Below are 24,862 nucleotides of genomic sequence, written 5' to 3'. Positions count from 1 at the left end.
TTATGTCTAATATTATACTAAAGGCTGAAAATATTAGCAAACAATACCGATTAGGTCTTGTTGGTACAGGTACCATAAGTCATGATCTTAATCGTTGGTGGGCCAATATTCGTGGTAAGGAAGACCCTTACTTAAAAGTAGGAGCTGTAAATGATAGAAGCACCAAAAGCGATAGTGATTACGTATGGGCTTTAAAAGACATTAATTTTGAAGTACAACAAGGAGAAGTATTAGGAATTATAGGTAAAAATGGTGCGGGAAAATCAACCCTTTTAAAGATACTTTCTCGAGTCACTAGTCCAACTACAGGCGAAATAAAAACAAAAGGACGTATTGCGTCTTTATTGGAAGTAGGTACAGGATTTCATCCAGAACTAACAGGACGAGAGAATATTTACCTAAATGGTGCTATATTAGGTATGACCAAAGCCGAAATAAGAGCTAAAGAACAAGAGATTATAGAATTTTCCGGGTGTGAACGTTATGTAGACACACCAGTAAAGCGTTATAGCTCTGGGATGCGCGTACGTTTGGCTTTTGCAGTAGCTGCATTTTTAGAGCCCGATATTTTGGTTATCGATGAGGTGCTTGCTGTAGGTGATGCTGAGTTTCAGAAAAAGGCTATTGGGAAAATGCAGGATATTAGTAAGGGTGAGGGGAGAACTGTAATCTTTGTAAGTCATGATATGAATGCTATTTCAGTTTTAACAAACAGAGTTATCGTTTTGCAAAATGGTATAGTGAATTATGACGGAGATACAAATGAAGGGATAAAAGAATATTTGAAGGGGGAAAACAAAAGAATGATATACCAATATGAAGGCAACTATGCAGATGGTATTCCAAAAATTACAGAAGTTAAAGTAAACACAAGCTTACCGAATAACATTCATGAATTTGGAAAAGAAATTCAATTTCAATTTAAAATTTATTTACCATTTGACGTTGAGAATTTAGCTTTATCATTTCAAATTGTGGATGAATTTAGTGTGCCAATAACACATTCTTGGATTTTTGATGCTGATAAACAAATTAAACGAAATAAAGGTACTTATCATTTTATAGGCAGTTATCCAAAACCTAAATTATATATGGGCTATTATTCATTAGTAGTACATCTGTCTAACTCTCGGACTAAAGAAAAGTATGATTTTTTGGATTCAGTGTGTTATTTTAGTATAGTAATGATGAAAACGGTAAGATCAGAATATCATTGGCAAAAGAATACTTGTAAGTACATAGAGGAAGTGAAATGGCAATCATCAAAAATCTAAAAGATTGAAAAAGGTTAAGAAAGAAATAAAAGATAAAATTTTCAAAAAGTTTTTTACAGAATATCAAATAAAAAACGAGAATAATTATACTGATTTTACTAGAGATGAGTTAGATATCATTGGTAAGGTTAAAGGGTTTACGATGACTTCTGCAGAACGAGTTGTTAGTTTGATTAGAGCTGTTAATTATATTGAACTAAATAATATAGGAGGTAGTATAATTGAATGCGGAGTTTGGAAGGGAGGAAGTATTATGGCAGCGCTATTAGCTTTAAAAGAAAAAAACAGAGACGTTTACCTATATGATACCTTTGAGGGGATGAGTGAACCAACTGATCAAGATAAATCATACAAGGATGAGTCGGCTAAGAAAGCATATATAAATAAAGATGAATACTGGAAAAGGATAGAATGTTTTTCTACCTTAGATGAAGTTAAAAATAATATCTATAGTATTGACTATCCTAAAAATAAAATAAAATTTATTCAAGGAAAGGTTGAAGATACGATTCCAAATATTATACCAGAAAAAATAGCAATATTAAGATTAGATACAGATTGGTATGAATCTACGATGCACGAAATGATACACTTATTTCCAAGGTTAGTTGCTGGTGGCGTGATAATTATCGATGATTACGGACATTGGAAAGGATGTAGAAAAGCTATTGATGAATACATCAATGATAATAACGTAAAATTATTACTCAATAGAATAGATTATACAGGTCGGATTGGAATTAAATTGTAAATGAAAGATTTTGTCAATATTAAACTAAGTTTAAAAAATCTGGATACGTATTATATTCGAAAGTCAATTCTTGTTGGACTTTCAAAATATCTAGGCGATTTCAATGGCACTATGTTGGATATTGGTTGTGGGAAAATGCCTTACAGAGATTATATTTTAGAGAATTCAAAGATTTCAAAGTATGTAGGCCTCGATATTGAAACTGCTTTAATATATGATAAAAAGGTTAAGCCAGACTGCACTTGGGATGGTGTTACGATGCCATTTGATGATGAGAGCTTTGATTGTGCTTTTGGGACTGAAGTGTTAGAGCATTGTGCGGAACCAGAAGTGGTTTTGAGTGAAGTTTATCGCATTTTAAAACCAGGAGGTATTTTCTTTTTTACAGTACCATTTTTATGGAATTTACACGAAGTGCCAAACGATGAGTATCGGTATACACCATTTTCATTAGAACGCCATCTAAATAAGTGTGGTTTTTTAAATGTTAGTATAATAGCGACCGGAGGTTGGCATGCGTCGATGGCACAAATGATGGGTCTATGGGTTAGACGTAGTCCTCTATCATCTAATAAACGAAAGATTTTGTCTTATTTTTTAAAGCCTATGATTAAATATTTAATTAAATTAGATAATCCAGAAACCGTTAAATTTATTGAAGGACAAATGATTACAGGTTTATACGGACATGTTAGAAAATAGATTATGAATATTGCCATTTTCTCACCTAGTCAAAACCCATATTCTGAGACCTTTATACAGGCTCATAAAAATTACCTTAAAGATCAAGTATTTTATTATTTCGGACCTGCAGGAAGAATTAAATTAGAAGGGCGGGAGAATTTGGTTTCTAAAACAAAATTATTCCGATTTCGAATAGTTCAAAAAATAAATAAGTACGAATCGTATTATATTAACGAACAATCAATTCTTACATCACTAAAAAAGAATGCTATCGATGTGATATTAGTTGAGTATGGTAATCATGCTTACAATTTAATATCACTTTTAAAAGATAGCAACTTACCTGTGGTAGTTCATTTTCATGGTTATGATGCTAGTGCTTATAAGACGGTAAAAAAATGTAATAATTATAAGGCTGTCTTCAATTTAGCCGAAAAAATTATTGCTGTTTCCTTAAAAATGGAGCAGATGTTATTAAGTTTAGGTTGTCCTAAAGATAAACTTGTTTACAATGTGTATGGACCTCAACCTGAATTTGAAACTGTTAGACCTACCTTCTCTAAAAAACAATTTATAGGGATTGGTCGCTTTACCGATAAAAAAGCACCATACTATACAATTATGGCTTTTAAAGAGGTTGCTGTCAAATATAGAGATGCGCGTTTGCTTTTGGCTGGTGATGGAGCTTTATTAAATGTGTGTCAGAACTTAGCTAAACAATATGGGCTTGAAAATCAGGTAAAGTTTTTAGGAGTAATTACACCTGATGAATATAGAGCGTTTTTAAGAGAATCACTGGCTTTTGTGCAGCATTCTATTACTTCAGCAAATGGTGACATGGAAGGTACACCTTTAGCTATTTTAGAGGCTAGCGTTGCAGGTTTACCAGTTATCTCTACAAGACATGCAGGTATTCCTGATGTTATAATGGATGGGAAAACAGGATTGTTAAGTGACGAACACGATGTTGCGGCTATGGCGCAGAATATGCTAAAACTTTTACAAGACAATGATTTTGCTCAACGTTTGGGAAGTGAAGGAAATAAACATATTATAAAATCTTTTAGTATAAAGAGGCACATTGAGGTATTACAGAATGTACTTGAAAATTCAATTAATACTTAAAATCTGTCTTAGAGTTTAATTTTATATGATTACTATATCTAAAAAAATATTGAAAAAATTATTAAAAGAATATTTCAATATTAAAAAGAAATTATCTAGTACATACTACATCTCTATTGGTGAGAATTGTTTGACGGATAATGTTTTAGATAGGCACAATGTAAAAAGTTTTAGCACGCCTTATTCTCATGGTAGAAGTAACTTAGATTATGCCATAAAGTTGGAAAGAGATAATTATAAAAATCTTTTGAAATCAGAATATCTATACTATGATTTTGTCGGTGAAACCAAAGTAGTTAGAAATAAATATTATTCAGAATCTGAAAATATATATAACGAAATACATCAGAATGGTTTTGAATTTACGCATCATGATGTCATTGAGAATGAATTGGCAAGAACAAGCTACGAAAGAAAAATTTTGAGAATGCAATCTCTTAATAAAGGCAACAAATTAAAGTTTGTATATCATTATCGAAATAATGATAATATTAATTTGAAGTTAATAATCAGCAAAGCCGCCGAATTTCTAAGCTTCTATCAGCAAAAAGGAATAAAATGTGAATTTGTATTTTTTACCCAAAACATTATTTCAAATAAAAAAGAAAGAAGTCTGATGAAGATCTATGACTCTAGACATATAAGGGGCTATGTTTTAAATACTTTAGAAAATTGGGCAGGTGATGACCATGATTTATTTTGGGCGAGAAAAGACGATGACTTATTAAAACAAATGATAAAAGAGATAAAATGATTTATGAAACAAGTTGTTTAAATAATACAAGGAAAGAAAATAATCAATTATGTCAGAATCAGAATTAATATCCATTATCATACCCACATTCAATCGGTCTCACCTCATTGAAGAAACACTCAATAGTGTAAAATCTCAAACTTACACTAATTGGGAATGTTTAATTGTAGATGATGGCTCTATTGACGATACGAAGCCAAAGGTTGATGCTTATATAAAAAAGGACAGCCGTTTTAAATACTATGATCGGCCAAATACTTATGCTTCTGGTGGTAATGGCGCAAGAAATTATGGTGCTAAAAAAAGCAAAGGTGATTGGTTAATTTTTTTAGATTCAGATGACTTGTTAACTAAAAGCACGTTGTTGGATCGAATGAATCCTAATGCAGTATTTGATATGCAGATAAGTATTACAGGTACATTTAAAAGGGAAATAGGTGATTCAAATAAAATTTGGAATAAAGTTAACTCTACAGATAGTCATATAGAATTGATTAATCGCTATATTAATATGGATATGCCTTGGCATACAAGTGGTGTCACTTGGAACGCGCATTTCTTTAACAAAATTGGTGGATGGAATGAAAGGTTAAGTGCTTGGCAAGATTGGGAGATTCATTGTAGAAGTCTTTTTTTTAAGCCTAAGTTGCATTACATTATTAATAAGCCAGATAATTATTTTAGGATTTCGCGTCATGATAGTATTGGGGAAACTGTAAAATCTCAGACCTATATGAGGTCTGTTTTTAATTCCTTTTTATCACTTGATGAGTTATTGAAAAAGAATAAAGACGTCTTTGAAATGGTTAAAGTGGACTATGAAAAATTACTATGTAAAATGCTTATCACCTTTCCTATAAAGAAAGGATTTTTATTTTTTCCTTTAAAATCATTATTAAAAATGCCTTTTTTTAAAGGAGCGAATCGTTTTTTATTTTTGAAATGTTATATTATTGAGTTATTAGCAAAAAGCAATACACTAAAAACAAAGGTTTTAAATAAGAGCTATATAAAACAGCAGGATTTTGTTAAGCTAAAGAGCAATTATTTAAAATTTACTATTAATGATTTATGAAAATCTTATTTATTAACCATTCTGCAGCAAAAACTGGAGCACCAATTGTTTTATTACATTTTTTAAAGTGGCTGAAGCAAAATAAAGATTTAAGTTTTGATGTTTTAAGTCTACAAAATGGTAGTTTGTTAGAAGCGTTTTCTGAAGTAAGTGAAAAGCATTATTACAAACTGAAAAAGGATTTTGTTTTAAATAAAATTGATCGTTACATAAAAAGTAAACAGAAGGGATCAGTAAAGGGGAGATTATTATATCCTCAAAATGCATTAAAATCTATTGCGAAAAATAATTATGATTTAATTTACGCAAATAGTATAATTAGTATTCCTGCAGCTCATTTCATTAAAAAAAATAGTGGTACTAAAGCTAAGTTGTTAGTACATATACACGAATTGAATTTAACTATCAACCAATATTGTTCTGAACTTAACGCTTATGAACCAAGTATAGATTTTACGATAGCCGTTTCTAATAAAGTTAAGCAGAATTTAATTACTAATTGGGGATTTAATGACAATAAAATTAAAATAGTATATGCGCATTCCAAGGTAGACGATTTAAATAAGAAAGTAGATAAACAGTTTATAGTTGGTGGCTCTGGTGTAGTGGGTTGGCGTAAAGGACCAGACTTTTTTGTATTAGTTGCACAATATGTGTTTAATAAATTTCCTGATTTGCCTATAAAATTTCAGTGGGTTGGTAAGATTTCAAAATTGAATCAATTTATTTACAATCAGGATATTGAAAGGTTAGGACTAAGAGATAAATTGAAGTTTGTTGGTGCTAAGGATAATCCACATGACTATTTTTCTAATTTTGATATTTTTTTAATGACGTCAAAAGAAGATCCTTTTCCTTTGGTATGTGTAGAGGTTGGAATGATGGGAAAACCTATTATATGCTTTAAGGATGCAACAGGTACTCAAGAGGTTCTAATGCCTGTAGAGAATGCAGTGATTCCATACTTAGATATTGCAAAAATGAGTGAAATGGTAGTACAGTATTTTAATGATAAAGATTTACGGCATAATGATGGAATGAAAATTAAACAGATATTTTTAGAGTTTACTCCAGAAAAACAAGGTGCAAAATTGTATAAAATAATAAAAGGTTTAATTGATGCACCATTTAATTAAAATTAGCTCCATCCATTACCCAATACTAATATGAGTGACTCGATAAAAGTTTCGATAATAATACCTAATTACAACCATAAAAGGTTTTTGGAACAACGAATAATATCTATTCTCAATCAAACCTATCAAGACTTTGAAATTATTATTTTAGACGATGCCTCAAGTGATGGTAGCCAAGAACTAATTAAAGAATATGTGAATCATCCTAAAGTTTCGCATGTTGAGTTTAATAATAATAATTCTGGCTCAGTTTTTAAGCAATGGGTTAAAGGGGTACAATTTGCAAAAGGCGATTTTGTTTGGATTGCTGAAAGCGATGATTTTGCAGAAAATTCATTTTTAGAAACAACTGTGAATGTATTAAATACTAATACAAAACTTGGGTTAGTGTTTACAGATTCTAACAAAATAGACGAAAAGGGTATGAGCTTAGGTTTAGTTTCAAAGAATAAAAAGATACTTGCATCTACCGCAAATAATGATGTAGTTATTTCTAAATCTAATTTTGCAAAATATCTTTTAACTCATTTAATAATTGTAAATGCAAGCAGTGTTCTATTTAGAAAAAAGGCTCTAGAATCTATAAATTTTCAACTTTTAAAAGAATTCAAGAATACTGGAGATATTTTTACATACGTTGGTATTGCCTTAAATTTTGATTTATTTTATTTTTCACAACCCCTCAACAACATGAGGTTACACGAAAACAACACGACTAAAAAAAATAAAAATAATGGTAAGATTTACGGAGATAAAATCTTGCTTTTAGATTACTACTTAAATGAATTTAACAAATTGCCTCGTATTAGACAGGATGTATTTAGTTTCCTTAAAAGTTTCTTTTTTCTAAGTTTAGATTTTGGGTATAAAAAACCACTTTTAAGATTAATTACTAAAATGTTAGACGTTCAATTTATAAATAGAAAAAGCTATATTAGAATTAAAGCTATCCTCTTTTTTTATAACATTATTATTCATAACGGAAAGCCTTATATGGTAAGAGATAGATTTAAAAGTTTATTGAACAATGCAATATAAAAGACAGACTATAATTAGTTTAGTATAAAAAATCAATTAAACTATAGAATAGATTCTTCCTATATTGTAACGGTTATTAAACTTTTCGAATTAGAAGAATATAAAAACATACTAATTATTTTGGAAATAAATCAACAAGTCGATTATTACGATAAACTTTGGGCTAAGCGCAAAAGATTGAATACCCTTAAATTAATGCGTTCTGTTAAAATACTAAGCTATTTTATAACAGTTAAACGAAAATTTAAGAACCCCAAAATATTAGATCTTGGCTGTGGTGATGGTAGATTAACTGCTTTCTTAGGCGAGTTTGCCGATACAGATGGTGTTGAATTGTCTAAAGAGGCTATACGTATTGCGAAAGAAAAGCATCCACATGTTAATTTTTTTCAAGGAAATGCCATGGAGTACGATTTTAAATTAAATCATTATGATTTGGTTGTTTCCCAAGAGGTTATAGAGCACATTGAGGATCAAGAAGCTTATATAAAAATATGTTATCAAGTATTAAAAAAAGGAGGATATTTAATAATTACCACACCTAATAAAAAAGTTTTTGATCATTTGGAAGGAGGAAGTTGGTCACACCAACCAATTGAAAAAATTATGATACCGAGAGCTTTTAAAGCTTTGGTTAAAAATAATTTTAAAATTATTTCTTATGATTCAATTATTTTTAATTTTGGTCTTATGGGATATTTTAAAATAATAAATAATAGATATATAATAGGTGCAACTAATAGATTAGGCATTAAAGGTTTACGTGAAATTATACTTTCTAAATGCGGATATGGGTTACATCAATGTATTCTTGCCAAAAAAGTTGTCTAATTGTTGTGGTAAATATAAGAGTTGGTTCTATATACAATCATTTTATTAAATAGCCTCGATATTAATAATATTAATAATATTAAAATTTAATTACATTTTGAGTATTCATTTTTATGAATTAGCTTCATTAGTATGAGTCGATCCGTTAAAACACCTATACTACCTTATAAGCAAGAGTTTGCTAAAAAGAAAGGTGTACATGAGGTAAATTATAAAGCCATTTGCATATTTGCTGCGACAGGTTTTTTTCTAGACGATGACACTTATTTTAAAGACGAAGTTTGCTTAAGACCAAGTCATAATCATTTTTTTGATAAAAATGATTTTTTAGTAAAAAGCGAACCTTGGTTTCATTGGCACTATTCACCTAGAGATATATCTTTTGATCAAGCATTAAAAGAATATATACAACTATTAACAACCATAACAAAAGAACAAGTTGGTGATGAACCTGTTATTTTGCCATTATCAGGAGGTTTAGATAGTAGGAGCCAAGCACTTATTTTTAAGGATTTAGGTAATCCTGTGAATGCATACAGTTATTCTTTTCCTGGCGGTTACCCAGAACATAAAATAAGTAAGAGAATAGCAAAAGTGTGCAATTTCAGTTTCAATTCTTATAAAATACCTCAAAGTTATTTATGGAATTGTATTGATGATTTGGCACTTTTAAATGGCTGTTATTCAGAATTTACACACCCTAGACAAATGGCTGTTTTAGAAGAATTAAAACAGATGAAAGGTGTTTTTTCACTTGGTCATTGGGGAGATGTTCTTTTCGATAAAGGTGCGCCCGATACTATTGAAGAAAAAGATATAGTTCCGTTACTAAAGAAAAAGATGCTGAAACCTGGAGGATTAGAGTTTGCGCAATCACTTTGGAATGCTTGGCATTTAGATGGGGAATTTGACACCTATTTCACTTCAAGAATAGAAAGCTCATTGTCTGAAATAAAAATAGATAATATAAGCGCAAAAGTTAGAGCGTTTAAGACTTCACAATGGGCACATAGATGGACAACAACTAATTTATGTGTTTTCGAGGCAGCGCGTCCTATCAACCTACCATATTATGATGACCGAATGCTTGAGTTTATATGCACAATACCTGAAGAATATCTCACAGATAGGCGATTACAAATTGCACATTTGAAACAGAACAAAGCATTATCTAAAATTACATGGCATGAGCACAAACCTTTTAATTTGAATAATTACCACTATAATAAATCGCCATTTAATTTGCCGTATAGAATAATTCATAAACTGAAGCGAGAATTTAATGCAATGGTAGGAAATCCTTATATTCAACGTAACTTTGAGTTACAATTATTAGGGACGGAAAATGACGAGCAATTTCAAAAGTATATTTTTGACTCTTCATTCCTTGAATTTGTTCCAAAAGAGGTGGTAAATAAGTTTTATCACAAATTTAAAGAAGTAGATACAGTATATTATTCACCACCAGTCAGTATGTTATTAACGTTGTCCCTTTGGAATAAACACTTCCGCAATAATTAAAATATGAAATTATCTGTAATTATTCCTGTTTATAACGGCGCGGATTTTATCGAGAAATCTTATGATTCTATTTTAAATCAACAATTAGAAGATTATGAAATACTATATGTAGATAATAATTCTAAAGATGCTTCTGCTGAACATATCGAAGACATTGTTAGAAAAGATGAAAGAGTGAGGTTGCTTAGGCAACCAAAACAAGGTGCTGCTCCTGCTAGGAATTTAGGTATTGAAAATGCAAAAGGGGATTATGTATATATTTTTGATGTTGATGATGAAATTTATCCAGAGGCATTGAACAAAATGATTTTTGTTTTAGACTCGCATGAAGAAGTGGATGCAGTGTTTGGAAAAATGGTAAAATCTCATAAAGGAATTTTGGAAACCATTAAGCCTAATGATGAGACAGATAAAGTTATTCTAAAAGAAAAGCCTTATTGGGGATTATTTTGGTTTTCTAACCTCAAAGATGTTGTTGGGCCACCTGCATTTTTATATAGAAGAAATATATTTTCGAAAATAGGGGCATACAATGAAAGTATAAAAAACACAGAAGACACTGCTTTTGATATTAAACTAGGTATGACATCTAATGTTGCATTTATAGATACTTATGTTTATTTATATTTTAAACATTCGTCTTCAACTATAGAAATTGCAAAAAAGAAAGAAAATGTAGTGGCTATGCATTGGACTAGGTTTGTAAATTCGCATTTACCATTTTATATAGAAAATGAAGTGCCGTTGCTTTATAAAGAGTTATTATATGGTTACTTATATAAAACTACAGCAAAAAGATTATGTAAAACTAAAAGCTTTGGTCAAAGAACTGATTTGCTAAAAGAAATAAGAACAGAAATAAAACCTGTTAGATTTCCTGTTTTATTACGATTCTTTTTATTTATTATGACATTTTTGCCATTTTCAATTATTCTTAAATTCTATCTTTATTACCTTGTACCGTACTTTATTAAAAACCATATAAAAATACTTTAATTGTTTTTCAAAATGAAAAAGGTTTTCTTTCTTACTAAGCATGCTATTAAAATACTAGTGATAAGAAGATTGTTTATCAATTATGTTTCTAATAATAAAGTTATTCAAGAGGATATAAATCAAACTATTAAGGTTAGAGGTTGCAAAGTGGCACCAGATACGATAAAAAGGAAATTTCAGCATTTAATGATTTATTACCCAGATTTTGCATTTATTTTCTTTTGGAGAATTAAACGTAACAATTACAGATGGAAAAAATGGTTTACAAATGAGCTTCCTTGTAAAATTTTTAGAAGCACAGAAATTTCAGGAGGTATGATGTGTTATCATCCTTTTGCAACCGTAATTAATGCCAAATCTATTGGGTCCAATTTTCAATTTAGAAATGGCTTAACTATTGGAAATAAAAGTAATGACAATTCTTTAATTCCTACCATTGGTAACAATGTAATAGTTGGTGCTAATGTTGTTATAATTGGAGATATTACTATTGGGAATGATGTTGTTATTGGAGCTGGTTCGGTGGTTGTTAAAGATATTCCATCAAATTGTGTAATTGCAGGAAACCCTGCTAAAGTGATTAAATAAAGAAAAGCTTTTTATGTCAAAAAAAATTAGAGTTCTATATACGATTCCAAACTTTAATACGGCAGGAAGTGGAAAATCTGTTTATGATTTGGTAAAGGGCTTGGATAGAACAGTTTTTGAACCAGAAATATGTTGTTTTCACAGTAAAGGAGACTTTTACAAAGAGGTAGAAAAACTTAATGTAAAGATTCACCTCTTTCCGTTTACTACAAATTACAGACCTTGGTTAACTTTTATTTTTAGAGTTTTTAAGATTGCTAAATTTTTTAAAGCAAACTCTTTTGATGTTATACACTCTTGGCATTGGAGCTCTGATATTTCTGAACCATTAGCGGCACGACTTGCAGGAATACCTTATGTTTATACTAAAAAAGCAATGGGCTGGGGAAATAGATTTTGGAATTGGAGATCTAAACTAAGTACTAGAGTCATAGCGGTAAATGAGGATATGATAGACCAATATTTTTCTGAACTCCAAAATAAAGTAGTGCGGTTTCCTTTAGCAATAGATACAGACTATTATAAACCAGATCATATAAAATATGATATCACTAAAGAATCATATTTTGACAAAGATGATTTTGTTATTTTATCTATCGCTAATTTGGTAGCTGTAAAAGGTATTGAAATTCTTTTTGATGCTGTTCTTAGATTAAACGATGATAGGATAAAGATATTAATTGTGGGTAATGACAAAAACGAATATGCTCAAGATTTAAAAGCAAGATATAGTAATAATGCCAACATTGTTTTTGCAGGAAAACAATTAAAAGTTAAACCCTACTTAGCATTGGCAGATTTATTTGTTATACCAACTAAAGATGAAGGACGCAGAGAGGGTATACCTAATGCACCACTAGAGGCTATGGCTATGAATTGTATAGTTTTAGGGTCTAATGTTTCTGGAGTAAAAGATATTTTAAAAGAGTTTCCAAATTGTTTGTTTCAAGCCAGTAATATAGACGAATTGACAGAAAAAATCTTATATATAAAAAATCTTTCCGAAGAAGAAAATGATACCTTAGCTAAAGCGATGAGAAATCAAGTAATAAAAGAATTTTCTATTAATGAATTTCTAAGAAATCATGAAAAATTATATTTAAGCATTGTTAATTGAAATATATGACAAACACTGCTAATATCGTTTGGAAATCTAAACAACCAGAGCACCTGCCAGATTTTATTATTGGTGGCGCTATGAAATCTGGCACAACCAGTTTACATGCTATTTTAAATAGTCATCCAGATATAGCTATCGCCCATAATGAATTAGGTTTTTTTGATATAGATAATATATTACAGCATATTGACTTTAATTTTTATAACAGAGAGAAAAAAACATGGTCTAGTCAGTCCATGCACGAAGAACCAGGACTTTTGTGGAGTTGGTATCATTCGCAGTTTCAGAAAATAGAAAAGAAGGCTCAGATTATTGGAGAAGACTCAACCACATACTTAAGTTCAGAAACTGCGGCAAAACGCATAGCGTTGCAAGCTAAGCCTATAAAGCTAATATTTATATTAAGGCATCCGACTAAAAGAACAATATCGAATTATCTACATCATTTAAAATCTGGTCGTGCATTTTATTCTCTTGAAGACACCTTGCGTTATGCTCCTAATAGCATCATTCGAAGAAGTTTGTATAAAGAGCAATTAGAGCACTACTATAAGCATATTCCATTTGAAAGAATCAAAGTTGTTTTATTCGAAGATTTTATTGAAGATAAAGAAAATTGTATTAAAGATGTTTGTAACTTTTTAGAAGTAGATTTTAATAAGTTTGATAAAGCAGTTTTTAATACACATTCTAACAAAACAAAAATACCAAAGTATATCAATTTACAGATTTTTAGAAACCGGTTGTTGAGAAAAAGTAGAAATTTTAGATATTCTAAATTTTTGCCCATACAACCGGATTTTCAGAGTAAAATGCCAATACACTATCGTATTATAGATAAATTACATAAAAAGATAAATCCCTTAAAAAGCAATATTAATTTTAAAGCTTCTAAAGCAACTATTCAATTTTTGGATGAGTATTTTATGACGGAATTCGAGGATTTTGATGCCATTGTGAAAAAAGAAGTTTATTCTAAATGGTTTAAAAACAACTAATTTTAGCATGCTATTCAACTCTATTGATTTTGCAATCTTTTTACCTCTCTTTTTTGTATTGTATTGGTTTGTCACCAAGCGTTCTCTTTCTATGCAAAATTTGTTAATAGTTGGAGCAAGTTATTTGTTTTATGCATGGTGGGATTATAGATTTTTAGCATTAATATTATTAAGTACTGTTATAGATTTCTTAGTTGCTAATCAATTAAAGAAAGAAGAGAGGAAACGGCAAAGAAAATGGCTTCTTTTTATTAGTTTATTTTTTAATTTAGGCATGCTAGCCTTTTTTAAATATTTCAATTTTTTTATTGAAAGCTGGACTGATGCATGGCAGGTATTTGGTGTTAATATGAATGTTTCTACTCTGAAAATAATTCTACCTGTAGGAATTTCGTTTTATACATTTCAAACACTAAGCTATACAATTGATGTATATAAGAAGAAAATAGAACCAACATCTAATATTATACAATTTGCAGCTTTTGTGTCTTTTTTCCCTCAGTTGGTTGCTGGCCCTATAGAAAGAGCATCTCACTTATTACCTCAATTTAATACCAAACGTATTTTTAATAGTAAATTTGCTATCAGTGGATTTTATCTCATCATTTGGGGATTGTTTAAAAAAGTTGTAGTTGCTGATAATTGTGCCTTTTTTGTAAACCAAATATTTGATGGTTCGGCCGGTTATTCTTCAATAGAGTTATGCTTAGGCGCATTACTTTTTGGTTTTCAAATTTATGGTGATTTTTCGGGTTATTCCGATATAGCAATTGGCGTTGCGCGTTTGTTTGGATTTTCGTTAATGACTAATTTTTCATTTCCCTATTTCTCTAGAGATATTGCTGAATTTTGGAGACGTTGGCATATTTCATTATCTACTTGGTTTAGAGATTATGTATACATTCCCTTAGGAGGTTCTAAGGGTACTAAATGGCAAAGTATACATAATGTTTTCATAGTATTTTTAGTTAGTGGCTTCTGGCATGGTGCCAATTGGACATTTATAGTTTGGGGAGGATTGCATGCGGCATTATTTTTGCCTCTGATGCTTCTAAAATCAAATAGAAATCACCTAAAATCCACAAAAGTTTATTTACATCAAGTACCTAGCTTATTAATAACATTAGTTTTGGTTACCATCGCTTGGATTTTTTTTAGAGCTGATAACCTTGCGCATGCCTATCAATATATAGTTGATATGTGTAATTTTAGTCATAGTGGAGCGCGTGTGTTCTATAAGTCTTCTAAAATGCTATTATTTAGCAGTATAATTGGGTTTAGTATTCTTATATTGCTATTGTTTGAGTTTATAGCTGTTCAAAAGAACAAAAAGGAGGTAGAACTATCAACTTTTACAGCTATTTTCATAGTAATTCTTATTTGTTTTATGGGAGTCTTTAAGAATCCATCAGAGTTTATATATTTTCAATTTTAAGATGCTATTATTTATAAAAAAGGCAGGTTTTATTTTACTAGTTTTCATTAGTATTTCAACTATCATTTCTTTCGGAAGTTTATGGTCATTACGTCAATCTTCTTTTTATAAACCTTCTTTTTTAGTAAATAACGTTTTAGAAAAAGAGTTTGACTATATTATATTAGGCGCTAGCACTGGCTTGACAACATTAAACACTAGGGTGATTGATTCTGTTTTGCACACAAACGGACTTAACCTTTCAATGGATGATACTGCTTTATCAAGTCAGCATTTAATGCTAGAGCATTTTTTGGCACAAGGCAAAATCGTAAAATTTTGTGTTGTAGCACCGAGCATTAATGATTATGATGTAAAAAGTAATGTATTAAGTGGAAATGATTATAGATTTTTACCGTATATCAATACTAGTTATGTGTCAAATCATTATAATCGATATTCTAGTCAATCAGCTAAGTTATTATACGGTTCAAAGTGGTTACCAATTTTAGGGGTTTCATATTATAATACTGAAATATTTTACCCTTCATTATTAGCTTTAATAAATCCAAAAAAGAGAAATAGATTTGATGAAAAAGGAAATTATGGCTATCCAAATAAAAATGCAAAATCTAGATCTATTACTGAGTTTAAAGAATTACCAATTTCCTTTCAAAATATCTATTTGGAGAAAATAAGTGATTTATGTAAATTAAATAATATTAAACTGATTTGTTATTTTTCGCCAATAAATGCGAAAAAGGTAGTTACAGAGACTGATGACTACACTATTTTAAATCATAGTGATTTATTAAAGAATACATCTTTTTTTTATGATGATATTCATGTTAATTATAAGGGAAGACAGATTTCTAGTGAGGCTTTTGCTAATGATTTTAAACTAATGATAAAATGATTTCAATATCTATGTCATGAATAAAAACTTAAAAATAGCAATCTACTCAGGCGATATACCTAGTACAACTTTTATTGAAAGACTTATTGTTGGCTTATCTGGTAGAAATTGTCATATTTTTCTTTTTGGATTTATTAAACATAAAGTAAGTTACAACAAATCAATTTCTGTATTTGCCTATAAAAACACTAAATTTCATAAAGCAATTTACTTGTTAAAATATAGTTCGTTATTATTTTTATTTAAGAATAAAAAAAAGAGGAAACTCGATAACATTTTAAAAAAGAAATCTAAAAATTTATTATTGGATAAAGTAAAGTGCTACCCTGTATTGTGGCACAAACCAGATATTTTTCATGTACAATGGGCAAAAGGCATTGGTGACTGGGTTTGGGTAAAAGAGTTTGGTATAAAACTCGTACTTAGTTTAAGAGGTGCACATATTAATTATTCTCCGATTGCAGACCAAGCCTTAGCGAATATGTACAAGGAACAATTTCCTAAAGTAGATGCTTTTCATGCAGTATCTAAAGCAATAGGGAAGGAGGCTGGGAAATATGGTGCATCGAAGGATAAAGTTATAGTTGTTTATAGTGGTGTCCCAAAAAGAGTCGAAACCTTGATCAAACCGAAACAAAATTCGTTTTTTAAAATAATCTCTATTGGCAGACCTCACTGGGTTAAAGGCTATTCATCTGCGTTAGATTCTTGTAAATTACTTAAAGAAAAAGGTTTAGAATTTCAATATACCATTGTTGGTGGAAAAGAAGAAATTGAATTAGCATATCAAGTCCATGATCTTAACTTAGAGAATGAGGTCATTTTACTAGATACTTTGCCTTATTCTAAAGTACAAGAGAATATAGCTAACTCCGATTTATTGTTATTGCCAAGTGTCAAAGAAGGTATAGCAAATGTTGTTTTGGAAGCGATGTCTCTAAATACATTAGTATTGAGCACAGATTGTGGGGGAATTACAGAGGTCATAAAAGATGGTAAGAATGGTTTTATTGTGCCAATACGAGACCCTGAAGCGATGGCGAATAAAATTATTATGATTTCAGATTTACAAACTACAGAAAAAAAAGAGATTCGTGAAAAGGCCTTAAAAACCATAGTAGATAATCATAGTGAACAGCATATGGCGGATGGTATGTTAGCATTATACAAAAATATATAGATGTCAGTGAGTAAATCAGATATAATCACTATAGGCCTTGTTTTATCATCTGTACCTGGATATTCCGAAACCTTTTTTAGAAGTAAAATAAAAGGTTTGCAGCGACATGGTTTTAAAGTCATTTTATTCGTTGATTATATAAATGAAGATGAGGCTGACTTAGGTTGTGAAGTTGTAGTTGCTAAAAATTTTAATGCAGGTGTTTTAAAAAATACATGGTACAGTTTTTTAGCCTTACTAAAATCTTTTTTTCTACACCCAAGTAAAAGTTTAACGTTATACCGATTAAATAAAATAGATGGGATTTCATTTAAAGAAAATTTTAAACAGGTTATTCTCAATCAATTTTTTCTTGCACAAAATGTAGACTGGTTACATTTTGGTTTTGGTATGTTGGCAGTACATAGAGAAAACGTTGCAGAAGCGATGCAAGCTAAAATGGCGATTAGTTTTAGAGGTTTTGATTTGTATTTATCTCCTTTAAAGCATCCAAAATGTTATGACTTATTATTTAAAAAAGATATTAAATATCATGTGCTTTCTCAAGAAATGAAGGAAGATTTATTAAATTATAACATCAATAGTAAAAATATTAAAGTTATAACACCAGCAATTAACACTCAATTTTTTAAATCTGAAAGACAGGCTGTTTTTACCGAAAAAATACAATTAATTACTGTTGCTCGATTACATTGGAAAAAAGGTATTGAATATACATTGGAAGCATTAGCACATTTAAAAAACAAAGGCATTGCGTTTCATTATACTGTTATTGGTGATGGTGCTGAACGAGAACGTCTCATATTTGCTGCGCATCAATTAGGTATTCTAGATCAAGTGACATTTACAGGAAAACTATCTCAGAATGAAGTTAAAACAAAGTTAGAAAAAGCAAATATTTATATTCAATATAGTATTCAAGAAGGATTTTGTAATGCAGTATTAGAAGCTCAAGTTTTAGGTTTAATGTGTGTAGTTTCAAATGCTGAAGGCTTAAGTGAGAATGTGTTAGATGGCGAAACAGGTTGGGTTGTAACAAAAAGAAAACCAAAATTGTTAACAGAAAAAATAGTAGAGATTATAAACGTGTCTGAGGATTTAAAACAAAAAATGCGAAATGTTGCAATTTCAAGAGTTCTGAGCGAGTTTAACCTAGAAAAGCAACAAGAAAAATTTGTACATTTTTATCAAAATTAAAATGAATAAATCTTTAATAAGTTTTGTTTTAACTACTTGGTTTCTGATGTGTAATATCTGTTATTGCAATTGCTACAATAAAATCAATAAGAACTAATGACAAAATATGAGTTTATGCGGTGGTTAACATTTCCTATAATGACTACCCATTTAGTAACTGTTCGCAATGATATAAAGAGATTATTAAAATCAAGTAAACAAGTATCGAACAAAACCTCAATTTTAGATGTTGGTGGTCGTAAATCACCATATACCATTAATTTACCAGCAGAAATTACGCTTTTAGATGTCCCTCAAGAAGAAGGAACAAGAGAAGAGTTGAATTTAGGATTTACTGAAGAAATACTAGCAAATATTAAAAAGGAGAGAAGTAACATAAAAGATATAGTTATTCAGGATATGACAAAATCAACATTGCTGGATGGATCTTATAATGCTGTTGTATGTGTCGAAGTTATAGAGCATGTCGTAGAAGATGATGTGTTTGTGAAAAATATTTCTAAGGTAATTAGCAAAGATGGCTGGGCTTATTTTACAACACCAAATGGTGATTATATAAAAAATGAAGGACCAAATAAAAACCCAGATCACGTAAGACATTACACAAGACTTGAATTGAAAACGCTTTTAGAAAAATATTTTGATAGAGTAGATGTACATTATGCAGTAAAAACAGGGAAATATAGAGTTAAGGGTCTAAAAAGTTATAAATTAGGAAATCCGTTAGGTATAATTACGACGATGTTTTCTAATATTGTTAATAGATTTCAGTCTAAAGGTGTTGCAAACTTATCGCAAGAAACAGCGCATTTAATAGCTATAGGTTATAAATAAAAAGTCTTATTACTCAGTAATTTAAGAATAAAGAGGTATGTCAAAATAACAACTATAATGCAAATAAAAAGAGTTTTAAAAGGTTTGTATTCTAATATAATATCTTCAAATACGAGTTTTGTAAGTGCCAATTTATGTGGTGTTCCTCTGCAAGTATATAAAGGTACAGTTAGAGAACAAGAAGATCAAGACGATGCATGGTGGTTTTATTTAGCAAAACATCATAGTACTATTATTGATATAGGGTGTAATATTGGTTATACGGCTTTGTTAACACTAATTCAAAATCCAAATAAGCAAATACTTTTGGTCGACCCAAATCCTAAAGCTTTACAAAAAGCTGCTGCCAATTTAATACAAAACGGTTTAGGTAATAAGGCACATTTTATGGCCGCTTTTGTAAGCGACACTTTGGATGATACTATAAAATTTTATACAGTTGGTTCTGGTGCAGCTGGCAGTATGCATGCATCACATGCAGAAACTGCAGCTTCTATGAATTCATTTATGGAAGTAAGAACAGTGACGTTAGATTATATTTCTGAATATTACGGTATAAAGCCAGACTTAGTTAAAATTGATGTAGAAGGTGCAGAAACATATGTTATGCAAGCCGCAAAAAAAACTGCAGATACATCTAAATGTAGTTTCTTTATAGAGATGCATAATGTAGAAAATCTTGGTATGGAAGCTGCTGGTCAACAGATGATAGATTGGTGTAACGAAATGAGCTATAGAGCGTGGTATTTAAAAACTGGTGAATTATTGCAAAACGCTGAAGAAATTAAAAATAGAGGCAAGTGCCACTTATTATTACTACCTCAAGAAAAAGGATATCCTAATTATTTAAAAGGGATAAAACAAAATGCACCTTTACCAAAATCTGTTTGATGATATTTGATTTTTTAAAATACTTACAACCAACACATTACTTCCAAAGACTATCAAATACTCAATCTTCTGTTTTTCCTATTGTTAAGAACTTACCAGAATCTATTTTAGAAAACTTAAAAGTTGACACCGCTTATCAATCGGAAACTGCCAAAGATTATGACCTATCCTGGCAAGCAATTAAAAATGGATATATTAGCAATGCACTAACTTATACCAAATTTGAGAAACTTTCTCTGCAAGACAATTACCACTTTATACGCAAATACTTTCACAGTTTATGGGTTTTATATGTTTTAATGATTCGTTTACTCTCATTTCATAATCCTGTTAAAGAAATAAAGGCATGGTCAAAAACAAGAGATATACGTAGACTAACTGTTGGTAAAAAGCCTGTTAAGTACTCAAATTGGGACAACTATGATTCAGAATTAATTAAGGAAAATTTAAAAGTCAGTGTAGTAATTCCTACCTTAAATCGTTATGAATATTTAAATGATGTTTTAAAAGATTTTGAGCAACAAGATTACACCAATTTTGAAGTTATAATTGTCGATCAATCAGAACCTTTTAATAAGATATTTTATTCTGATTTTAATCTAGATATAAACCTAATAAGACAAGAAGAAAAGGCGCTTTGGTTGGCTAGAAATACGGCGATTAAAGAGTCTAAAGGAAAATTTATTGCACTATCAGAGGATGATGTACGGATAAAATCAGATTGGATTTCATCACATTTAAAATGCTTGGATTTTTTTGATGCAAAAGTTTCTGCAGGTGTTTTTTATACAGAAGGAAAAGGTATACCAAAAGAGCGTTCTTATTTTGCAATAGCATCTCAATTTGCAACAGGTAATGCTATGCTGTTTAAAACTGTTTTTAACAAAGTGGGCTTGTTTGATAGACAATTTGAAAAGCAACGTATGGGTGATGGTGAGTTTGGTATGCGAGTTTATTTAGAAAATATGAGAAGTATTTCCAACCCATTTGGATCATGTATCGATGTTAAAGCAGGAACAGGAGGTTTACGCGAAATGGGAAGCTGGGACGCTTTTAGACCTTCTTATTTCTTTTCGCCAAGACCAATACCCAGTGTACTCTATTATTTTAGAAATTATTTTGGTGCAAAAGCTTCAAAATTAGCACTTTTACGTACTGTTCCTCTATCTATTTTTCCATATCAATTTAAAAAGAATAAACCGTTATTGGTTTTAGGTGCATTACTGTCTGTTTTAATACTCCCAATTGTATGTTATCAGGTTTTTAGATCTTGGAGATTGTCTAGTAAAAAACTAAAAGAAGGACCATTAATAGAAAGATTATAATGGGTCAAGAAAGAAAGCGAATACTAATTGTTAGTTCAGAGTTTCCTCCTCAACCAGGCGGAATAGGCAATCATGCATACAATCTAGCATTATATTTATCTAAACAAAAATATATAGTAACTGTTATTGCAGATCAACGTTCTGAAGATGGTGAGGAGGAAACAAGTTTTGATCAAAAATTACCATTTAGTATCGTCAGAATTAAACGATATAATTTACGTTTTATAATGTACTTAAAGCGCATATTTAAAACTTATAGGTTTCTGAAAAACACTTCTTCAGTAATTGCAACAGGAAAATTTTCACTTTGGAATGTGTCGTTCTTAAGTTTCTTTTGTAGAGTTCAGACTTTAGCTGTAATTCATGGTAGTGAAGTAAATTTTAAGTCAGCTTCTTTGAAAAAGTCCATTGATATAGCATTAAAAAGAATGGATATAGTTATTGCTGTGTCTACATATACTAAGAAACTAGTAGCTCATTTGAATAGAGAAGTTTACGTTATCCCAAATGGAATTAATTTAAAAGACTGGGAAATAAGTAACATTTCTAAAAAATCAATTCCAGGGAATCCTTCAATAACTACAGTCGGAAGGATCAGTGAACGCAAAGGACAACTCAATGTTATAAAAAAATTGCCTGTGCTTTTGAAAAAATTTCCAGAGCTTCATTACCATTGTATTGGTATTCCATCTCAGGAGGAGGCATTCACACAAGTCGCAAAAGATTTAAAGGTTGACTCTCATATCACTTTTCATGGTAGTCTAGACCACGAGCATATGAAGGAAATTCTATCCAAATCAGATATTTTTGTAATGTTAAGTTCTGAAAGCAAAACAGGAGATGTAGAAGGTTTTGGTATTGCAATTTTAGAAGCCAATGCGCTTGGTGTACCAGCTATTGGATCTATAAATTGTGGTATTGAGGATGCTATTAACCCAAATCATTCAGGTATTTTAATTGATACAAATAATACAATTCAGTTTGAAAATGCAACGACTGCAATACTGAAAGATAAAAATGACTTTAAGAGTGGAGCACAAGATTGGGCAAAAAGACATAATTGGTCAAATATTGTAAAACAGTATATCAGATTAATCGAATGAGTACATTAACAATTATCTCTCATACTAACCATTATATAAGTGCGGACGGTTCTATTTTAGGTTTCGGACCTACCGTTACTGAGATTAATCATTTGTTACAAATTTTTGATAAAATTCAGCACGTTGCGATGTTACAAAATGAAGCTGCTCCCTTAAGTGCTTTACCTTACATTTCAGATAGAATTACTTTTGTGCCATTGTCAGCTCTTGGTGGAAAGAAATTAAAGGATAAATTAAACTTAGTAATTCAAGGACCTAAAGTTTTAAAAATAGTTAATAAAGCAATTAATCAAGCAGATTATTTTCAGTTTAGAGCACCAACCGGAATCGGAGTATACGTTATTCCCTATATAGTTTTATTTAGCAAAAGAAAAGGCTGGTTTAAATACGCAGGAAATTGGAATCAAAAAAATGCTCCAATTGCGTATGGTTTCCAACGTTGGTTACTGAAGCATCAAAAGCGTAAAGTAACTATAAATGGCGCTTGGTCAAATCAAGCAAAGCAATGTATTACGTTTGAGAACCCTTGTCTTACAGAAGATGAAATAAAAAAGGGTGCTGATGTTATATATAAGAAAGACTTTTTAAGTTCGAAGCTTACATTTTGTTTTGTGGGAAGATTAGAGAAAGAGAAAGGAATTGAAGTCCTTATAGAGGCCTTTAAAAGTTTAAATACTAACGAAAAATCGCAAGTTAATAAAATACATATTGTAGGTTATAGCAATGATAAAACGGCTTATGTAAATTCTACAGCAAATTGTGGATTGGATTTTATTTTTCATGGACATTTATCGAGGAACAATGTCCATAATATTTACAAAGATTCACATACTATTATTTTACCCTCTGTTTCAGAAGGTTTTCCTAAAGTGATTTCAGAAGCCATGAATTATGGTTGCCTGCCAATTGTATCAAATATTTCTTCTATAAATAATTATATCCAGAATGGCGAAAATGGGTTTTTATTAAATACTGTTTCTAAAGAAAATATTGTATTGATGATAAGACAAATATTAAATTTAGAAGCTTTGGAATTTCATAAAATGATTAAGAGAAATTTAATTGATATCCACAAGTTTAGTTACGATCATTATAACTCTCGAATTCAAACTGAAATACTGTAATACCTATTGTAGGTGTCTATTAAGCTACTTTAAGCTTCATATGTTTTTTTAGTATTAATTACCTAGCTGGTTCAAGAATAATTTTATTAGCCCATAAAAAAAAAAAAAATTACATTTGGCATAGGCTAAATAACTAGTTCTAAATGAATTTAAGGAATATTTCGTGGTTCTTAAAACGACATCCATTTTTGTATTTAACAAGATTTAGGTTGTTATCCAAAAACTCAACCATTGGTGATATAGAAAATCATTCCTATAATAAGCTGAATTCAAAAAAAGATATTCCTGAAATTTTTTATGATATAAATAAAAAAATATTTGACCAAGAAAAGCCTCACTCACATTTAGAACAAGCTAAACAGATTAGTATTTGGTTATTTGAAAATATTAAAGGCGGACCAGGTTTAAGTGAGTCCTCAGCTAAGGCCTTAAAAAGAATGCTAGACGGTAAAGGTGGAGTATGTAGTGATGTTGCACAGATATTTAACAATTTTTGTGTTATAAACGATATAGAAGTAAGAGAATGGGGAATAACAAGGACACCCTTTAACACCAATTATGGTGGCCACTCTTTCAATGAAGTATACTGTAACCTCTTAAACAAATGGGTATTGTTAGATTCATCATGTTGCATAATGTTTTATGGGAAAACTGATACAGCTTTATCGGTAATAGAATTGTATCAGCTTGTACGATCTCATCAGTATGTTGTTTATAAGTCATTCAATAATTCTATAGGAATAAGGGAAAAAAATATTAAAAAAAATTATTTTAATAAAGACACCACACCTTTCTTAATATCTAATTATTCTAATAAAGTTTATGACAAGTTTTTGAGTTATAGAAATAAATATATTCCTGTATTTGTAGTGCATTTTATAATCTATTTTTTAGGGAGAAGTTATTATTATAATTTTCCATTAGATAATTATAAGAATATTTTTATCAAGAATTAAAATTATTTACTAGAAACCCTAATAAAATTAT

General features: G+C 30.2%; 24 protein-coding genes. All 24 read left to right on the top strand.

Features of this window, described 5'->3' with window-relative positions; translation table 11 throughout:
- Positions 1-2: 2 nt before the first annotated feature.
- The 24 genes from Q0822_RS11020 to Q0822_RS10905 all read left to right on the top strand — a co-directional run bounded on the left by Q0822_RS11020 (position 3) and on the right by Q0822_RS10905 (position 24,831).
- Positions 3-1,274, top strand: a complete 1,272-nt coding sequence (locus tag Q0822_RS11020; RefSeq protein ID WP_299123559.1) for a polysaccharide ABC transporter ATP-binding protein — start codon at positions 3-5, stop codon at positions 1,272-1,274.
- Between the two features lie 4 nt (positions 1,275-1,278).
- Positions 1,279-2,025 carry a TylF/MycF/NovP-related O-methyltransferase gene (locus tag Q0822_RS11015; protein ID WP_299123557.1) on the top strand — a complete coding sequence of 249 codons (747 nt, stop codon included), beginning with the start codon at positions 1,279-1,281 and terminating at the stop codon, positions 2,023-2,025.
- The gene (locus Q0822_RS11010) at positions 2,026-2,727 is read left to right on the top strand and encodes a class I SAM-dependent methyltransferase (protein WP_299123554.1); all 702 of its coding nucleotides are present in this window, start codon (positions 2,026-2,028) and stop codon (positions 2,725-2,727) included.
- Positions 2,728-2,730: 3 nt separating this feature from the next.
- Positions 2,731-3,834 carry a glycosyltransferase gene (locus Q0822_RS11005; RefSeq protein WP_299123552.1) on the top strand — a complete coding sequence of 368 codons (1,104 nt, stop codon included), beginning with the start codon at positions 2,731-2,733 and terminating at the stop codon, positions 3,832-3,834.
- Between the two features lie 49 nt (positions 3,835-3,883).
- Positions 3,884-4,588, top strand: a complete 705-nt coding sequence (locus tag Q0822_RS11000) for a DUF1796 family putative cysteine peptidase (protein WP_299123551.1) — start codon at positions 3,884-3,886, stop codon at positions 4,586-4,588.
- A 49-nt stretch (positions 4,589-4,637) separates the two neighbouring features.
- On the top strand, positions 4,638-5,663 hold the full coding sequence (locus tag Q0822_RS10995) for a glycosyltransferase family 2 protein (RefSeq protein ID WP_299123548.1): 1,026 nt from the start codon (positions 4,638-4,640) through the stop codon (positions 5,661-5,663).
- Positions 5,660-6,799, top strand: a complete 1,140-nt coding sequence (locus Q0822_RS10990) for a glycosyltransferase (RefSeq protein WP_299123546.1) — start codon at positions 5,660-5,662, stop codon at positions 6,797-6,799. The genes Q0822_RS10995 and Q0822_RS10990 overlap by 4 nt, the downstream gene beginning before the upstream one ends.
- 30 nt (positions 6,800-6,829) lie before the next feature.
- Positions 6,830-7,837, top strand: a complete 1,008-nt coding sequence (locus tag Q0822_RS10985) for a glycosyltransferase family 2 protein (protein ID WP_299123544.1) — start codon at positions 6,830-6,832, stop codon at positions 7,835-7,837.
- A 120-nt stretch (positions 7,838-7,957) separates the two neighbouring features.
- Positions 7,958-8,668 (top strand): class I SAM-dependent methyltransferase, encoded by a 711-nt coding sequence (locus Q0822_RS10980; protein ID WP_299123542.1) that lies wholly within the window; start codon positions 7,958-7,960, stop codon positions 8,666-8,668.
- Positions 8,669-8,800: 132 nt separating this feature from the next.
- Positions 8,801-10,189, top strand: coding sequence for an asparagine synthase-related protein (locus Q0822_RS10975; protein WP_299123540.1), 1,389 nt, complete (start codon positions 8,801-8,803; stop codon positions 10,187-10,189).
- Between the two features lie 3 nt (positions 10,190-10,192).
- A complete protein-coding gene (locus tag Q0822_RS10970) occupies positions 10,193-11,185 on the top strand; it encodes a glycosyltransferase family 2 protein (protein WP_299123538.1) in 993 nt (330 codons plus the stop codon).
- Between the two features lie 12 nt (positions 11,186-11,197).
- Positions 11,198-11,773 carry a serine acetyltransferase gene (locus Q0822_RS10965; RefSeq protein WP_299123537.1) on the top strand — a complete coding sequence of 192 codons (576 nt, stop codon included), beginning with the start codon at positions 11,198-11,200 and terminating at the stop codon, positions 11,771-11,773.
- A gap of 13 nt (positions 11,774-11,786) precedes the next feature.
- Positions 11,787-12,890: a glycosyltransferase gene (locus Q0822_RS10960; protein WP_299123534.1), complete on the top strand. Its 1,104-nt coding sequence runs from the start codon at positions 11,787-11,789 to the stop codon at positions 12,888-12,890.
- A gap of 5 nt (positions 12,891-12,895) precedes the next feature.
- The gene (locus tag Q0822_RS10955) at positions 12,896-13,891 is read left to right on the top strand and encodes a sulfotransferase (RefSeq protein ID WP_299123532.1); all 996 of its coding nucleotides are present in this window, start codon (positions 12,896-12,898) and stop codon (positions 13,889-13,891) included.
- A 91-nt stretch (positions 13,892-13,982) separates the two neighbouring features.
- A complete protein-coding gene (locus Q0822_RS10950; RefSeq protein WP_366125106.1) occupies positions 13,983-15,326 on the top strand; it encodes an MBOAT family O-acyltransferase in 1,344 nt (447 codons plus the stop codon).
- 1 nt (position 15,327) lies between these two features.
- A complete protein-coding gene (locus tag Q0822_RS10945; RefSeq protein WP_299123530.1) occupies positions 15,328-16,221 on the top strand; it encodes a hypothetical protein in 894 nt (297 codons plus the stop codon).
- A 16-nt stretch (positions 16,222-16,237) separates the two neighbouring features.
- Positions 16,238-17,401 carry a glycosyltransferase family 4 protein gene (locus Q0822_RS10940; protein WP_299123529.1) on the top strand — a complete coding sequence of 388 codons (1,164 nt, stop codon included), beginning with the start codon at positions 16,238-16,240 and terminating at the stop codon, positions 17,399-17,401.
- Positions 17,402-18,598: a glycosyltransferase family 4 protein gene (locus Q0822_RS10935; RefSeq protein ID WP_299123527.1), complete on the top strand. Its 1,197-nt coding sequence runs from the start codon at positions 17,402-17,404 to the stop codon at positions 18,596-18,598.
- Between the two features lie 138 nt (positions 18,599-18,736).
- Positions 18,737-19,432, top strand: a complete 696-nt coding sequence (locus Q0822_RS10930) for a methyltransferase domain-containing protein (protein WP_299123525.1) — start codon at positions 18,737-18,739, stop codon at positions 19,430-19,432.
- A 57-nt stretch (positions 19,433-19,489) separates the two neighbouring features.
- Positions 19,490-20,323 (top strand): FkbM family methyltransferase, encoded by an 834-nt coding sequence (locus Q0822_RS10925; RefSeq protein WP_299123523.1) that lies wholly within the window; start codon positions 19,490-19,492, stop codon positions 20,321-20,323.
- Positions 20,323-21,648, top strand: coding sequence for a glycosyltransferase family A protein (locus tag Q0822_RS10920; protein ID WP_299123521.1), 1,326 nt, complete (start codon positions 20,323-20,325; stop codon positions 21,646-21,648). The genes Q0822_RS10925 and Q0822_RS10920 overlap by 1 nt, the downstream gene beginning before the upstream one ends.
- Positions 21,648-22,751, top strand: coding sequence for a glycosyltransferase family 4 protein (locus tag Q0822_RS10915; RefSeq protein ID WP_299123519.1), 1,104 nt, complete (start codon positions 21,648-21,650; stop codon positions 22,749-22,751). Before Q0822_RS10920 ends, Q0822_RS10915 begins: the two co-directional genes overlap by 1 nt.
- Positions 22,748-23,875 carry a glycosyltransferase gene (locus tag Q0822_RS10910; RefSeq protein WP_299123517.1) on the top strand — a complete coding sequence of 376 codons (1,128 nt, stop codon included), beginning with the start codon at positions 22,748-22,750 and terminating at the stop codon, positions 23,873-23,875. Before Q0822_RS10915 ends, Q0822_RS10910 begins: the two co-directional genes overlap by 4 nt.
- A 143-nt stretch (positions 23,876-24,018) precedes the next feature.
- Positions 24,019-24,831: a transglutaminase-like domain-containing protein gene (locus Q0822_RS10905; RefSeq protein WP_299123515.1), complete on the top strand. Its 813-nt coding sequence runs from the start codon at positions 24,019-24,021 to the stop codon at positions 24,829-24,831.
- Positions 24,832-24,862 lie beyond the last annotated feature (31 nt).

The sequence above is a fragment of the uncultured Winogradskyella sp. genome, assembly GCF_947496485.1.
Taxonomy (GTDB): Bacteria; Bacteroidota; Bacteroidia; order Flavobacteriales; family Flavobacteriaceae; genus Winogradskyella.
The sequence above is the reverse complement of the archived record's forward strand: the minus strand, read 5'-3'. Positions and strand labels throughout refer to the sequence as shown.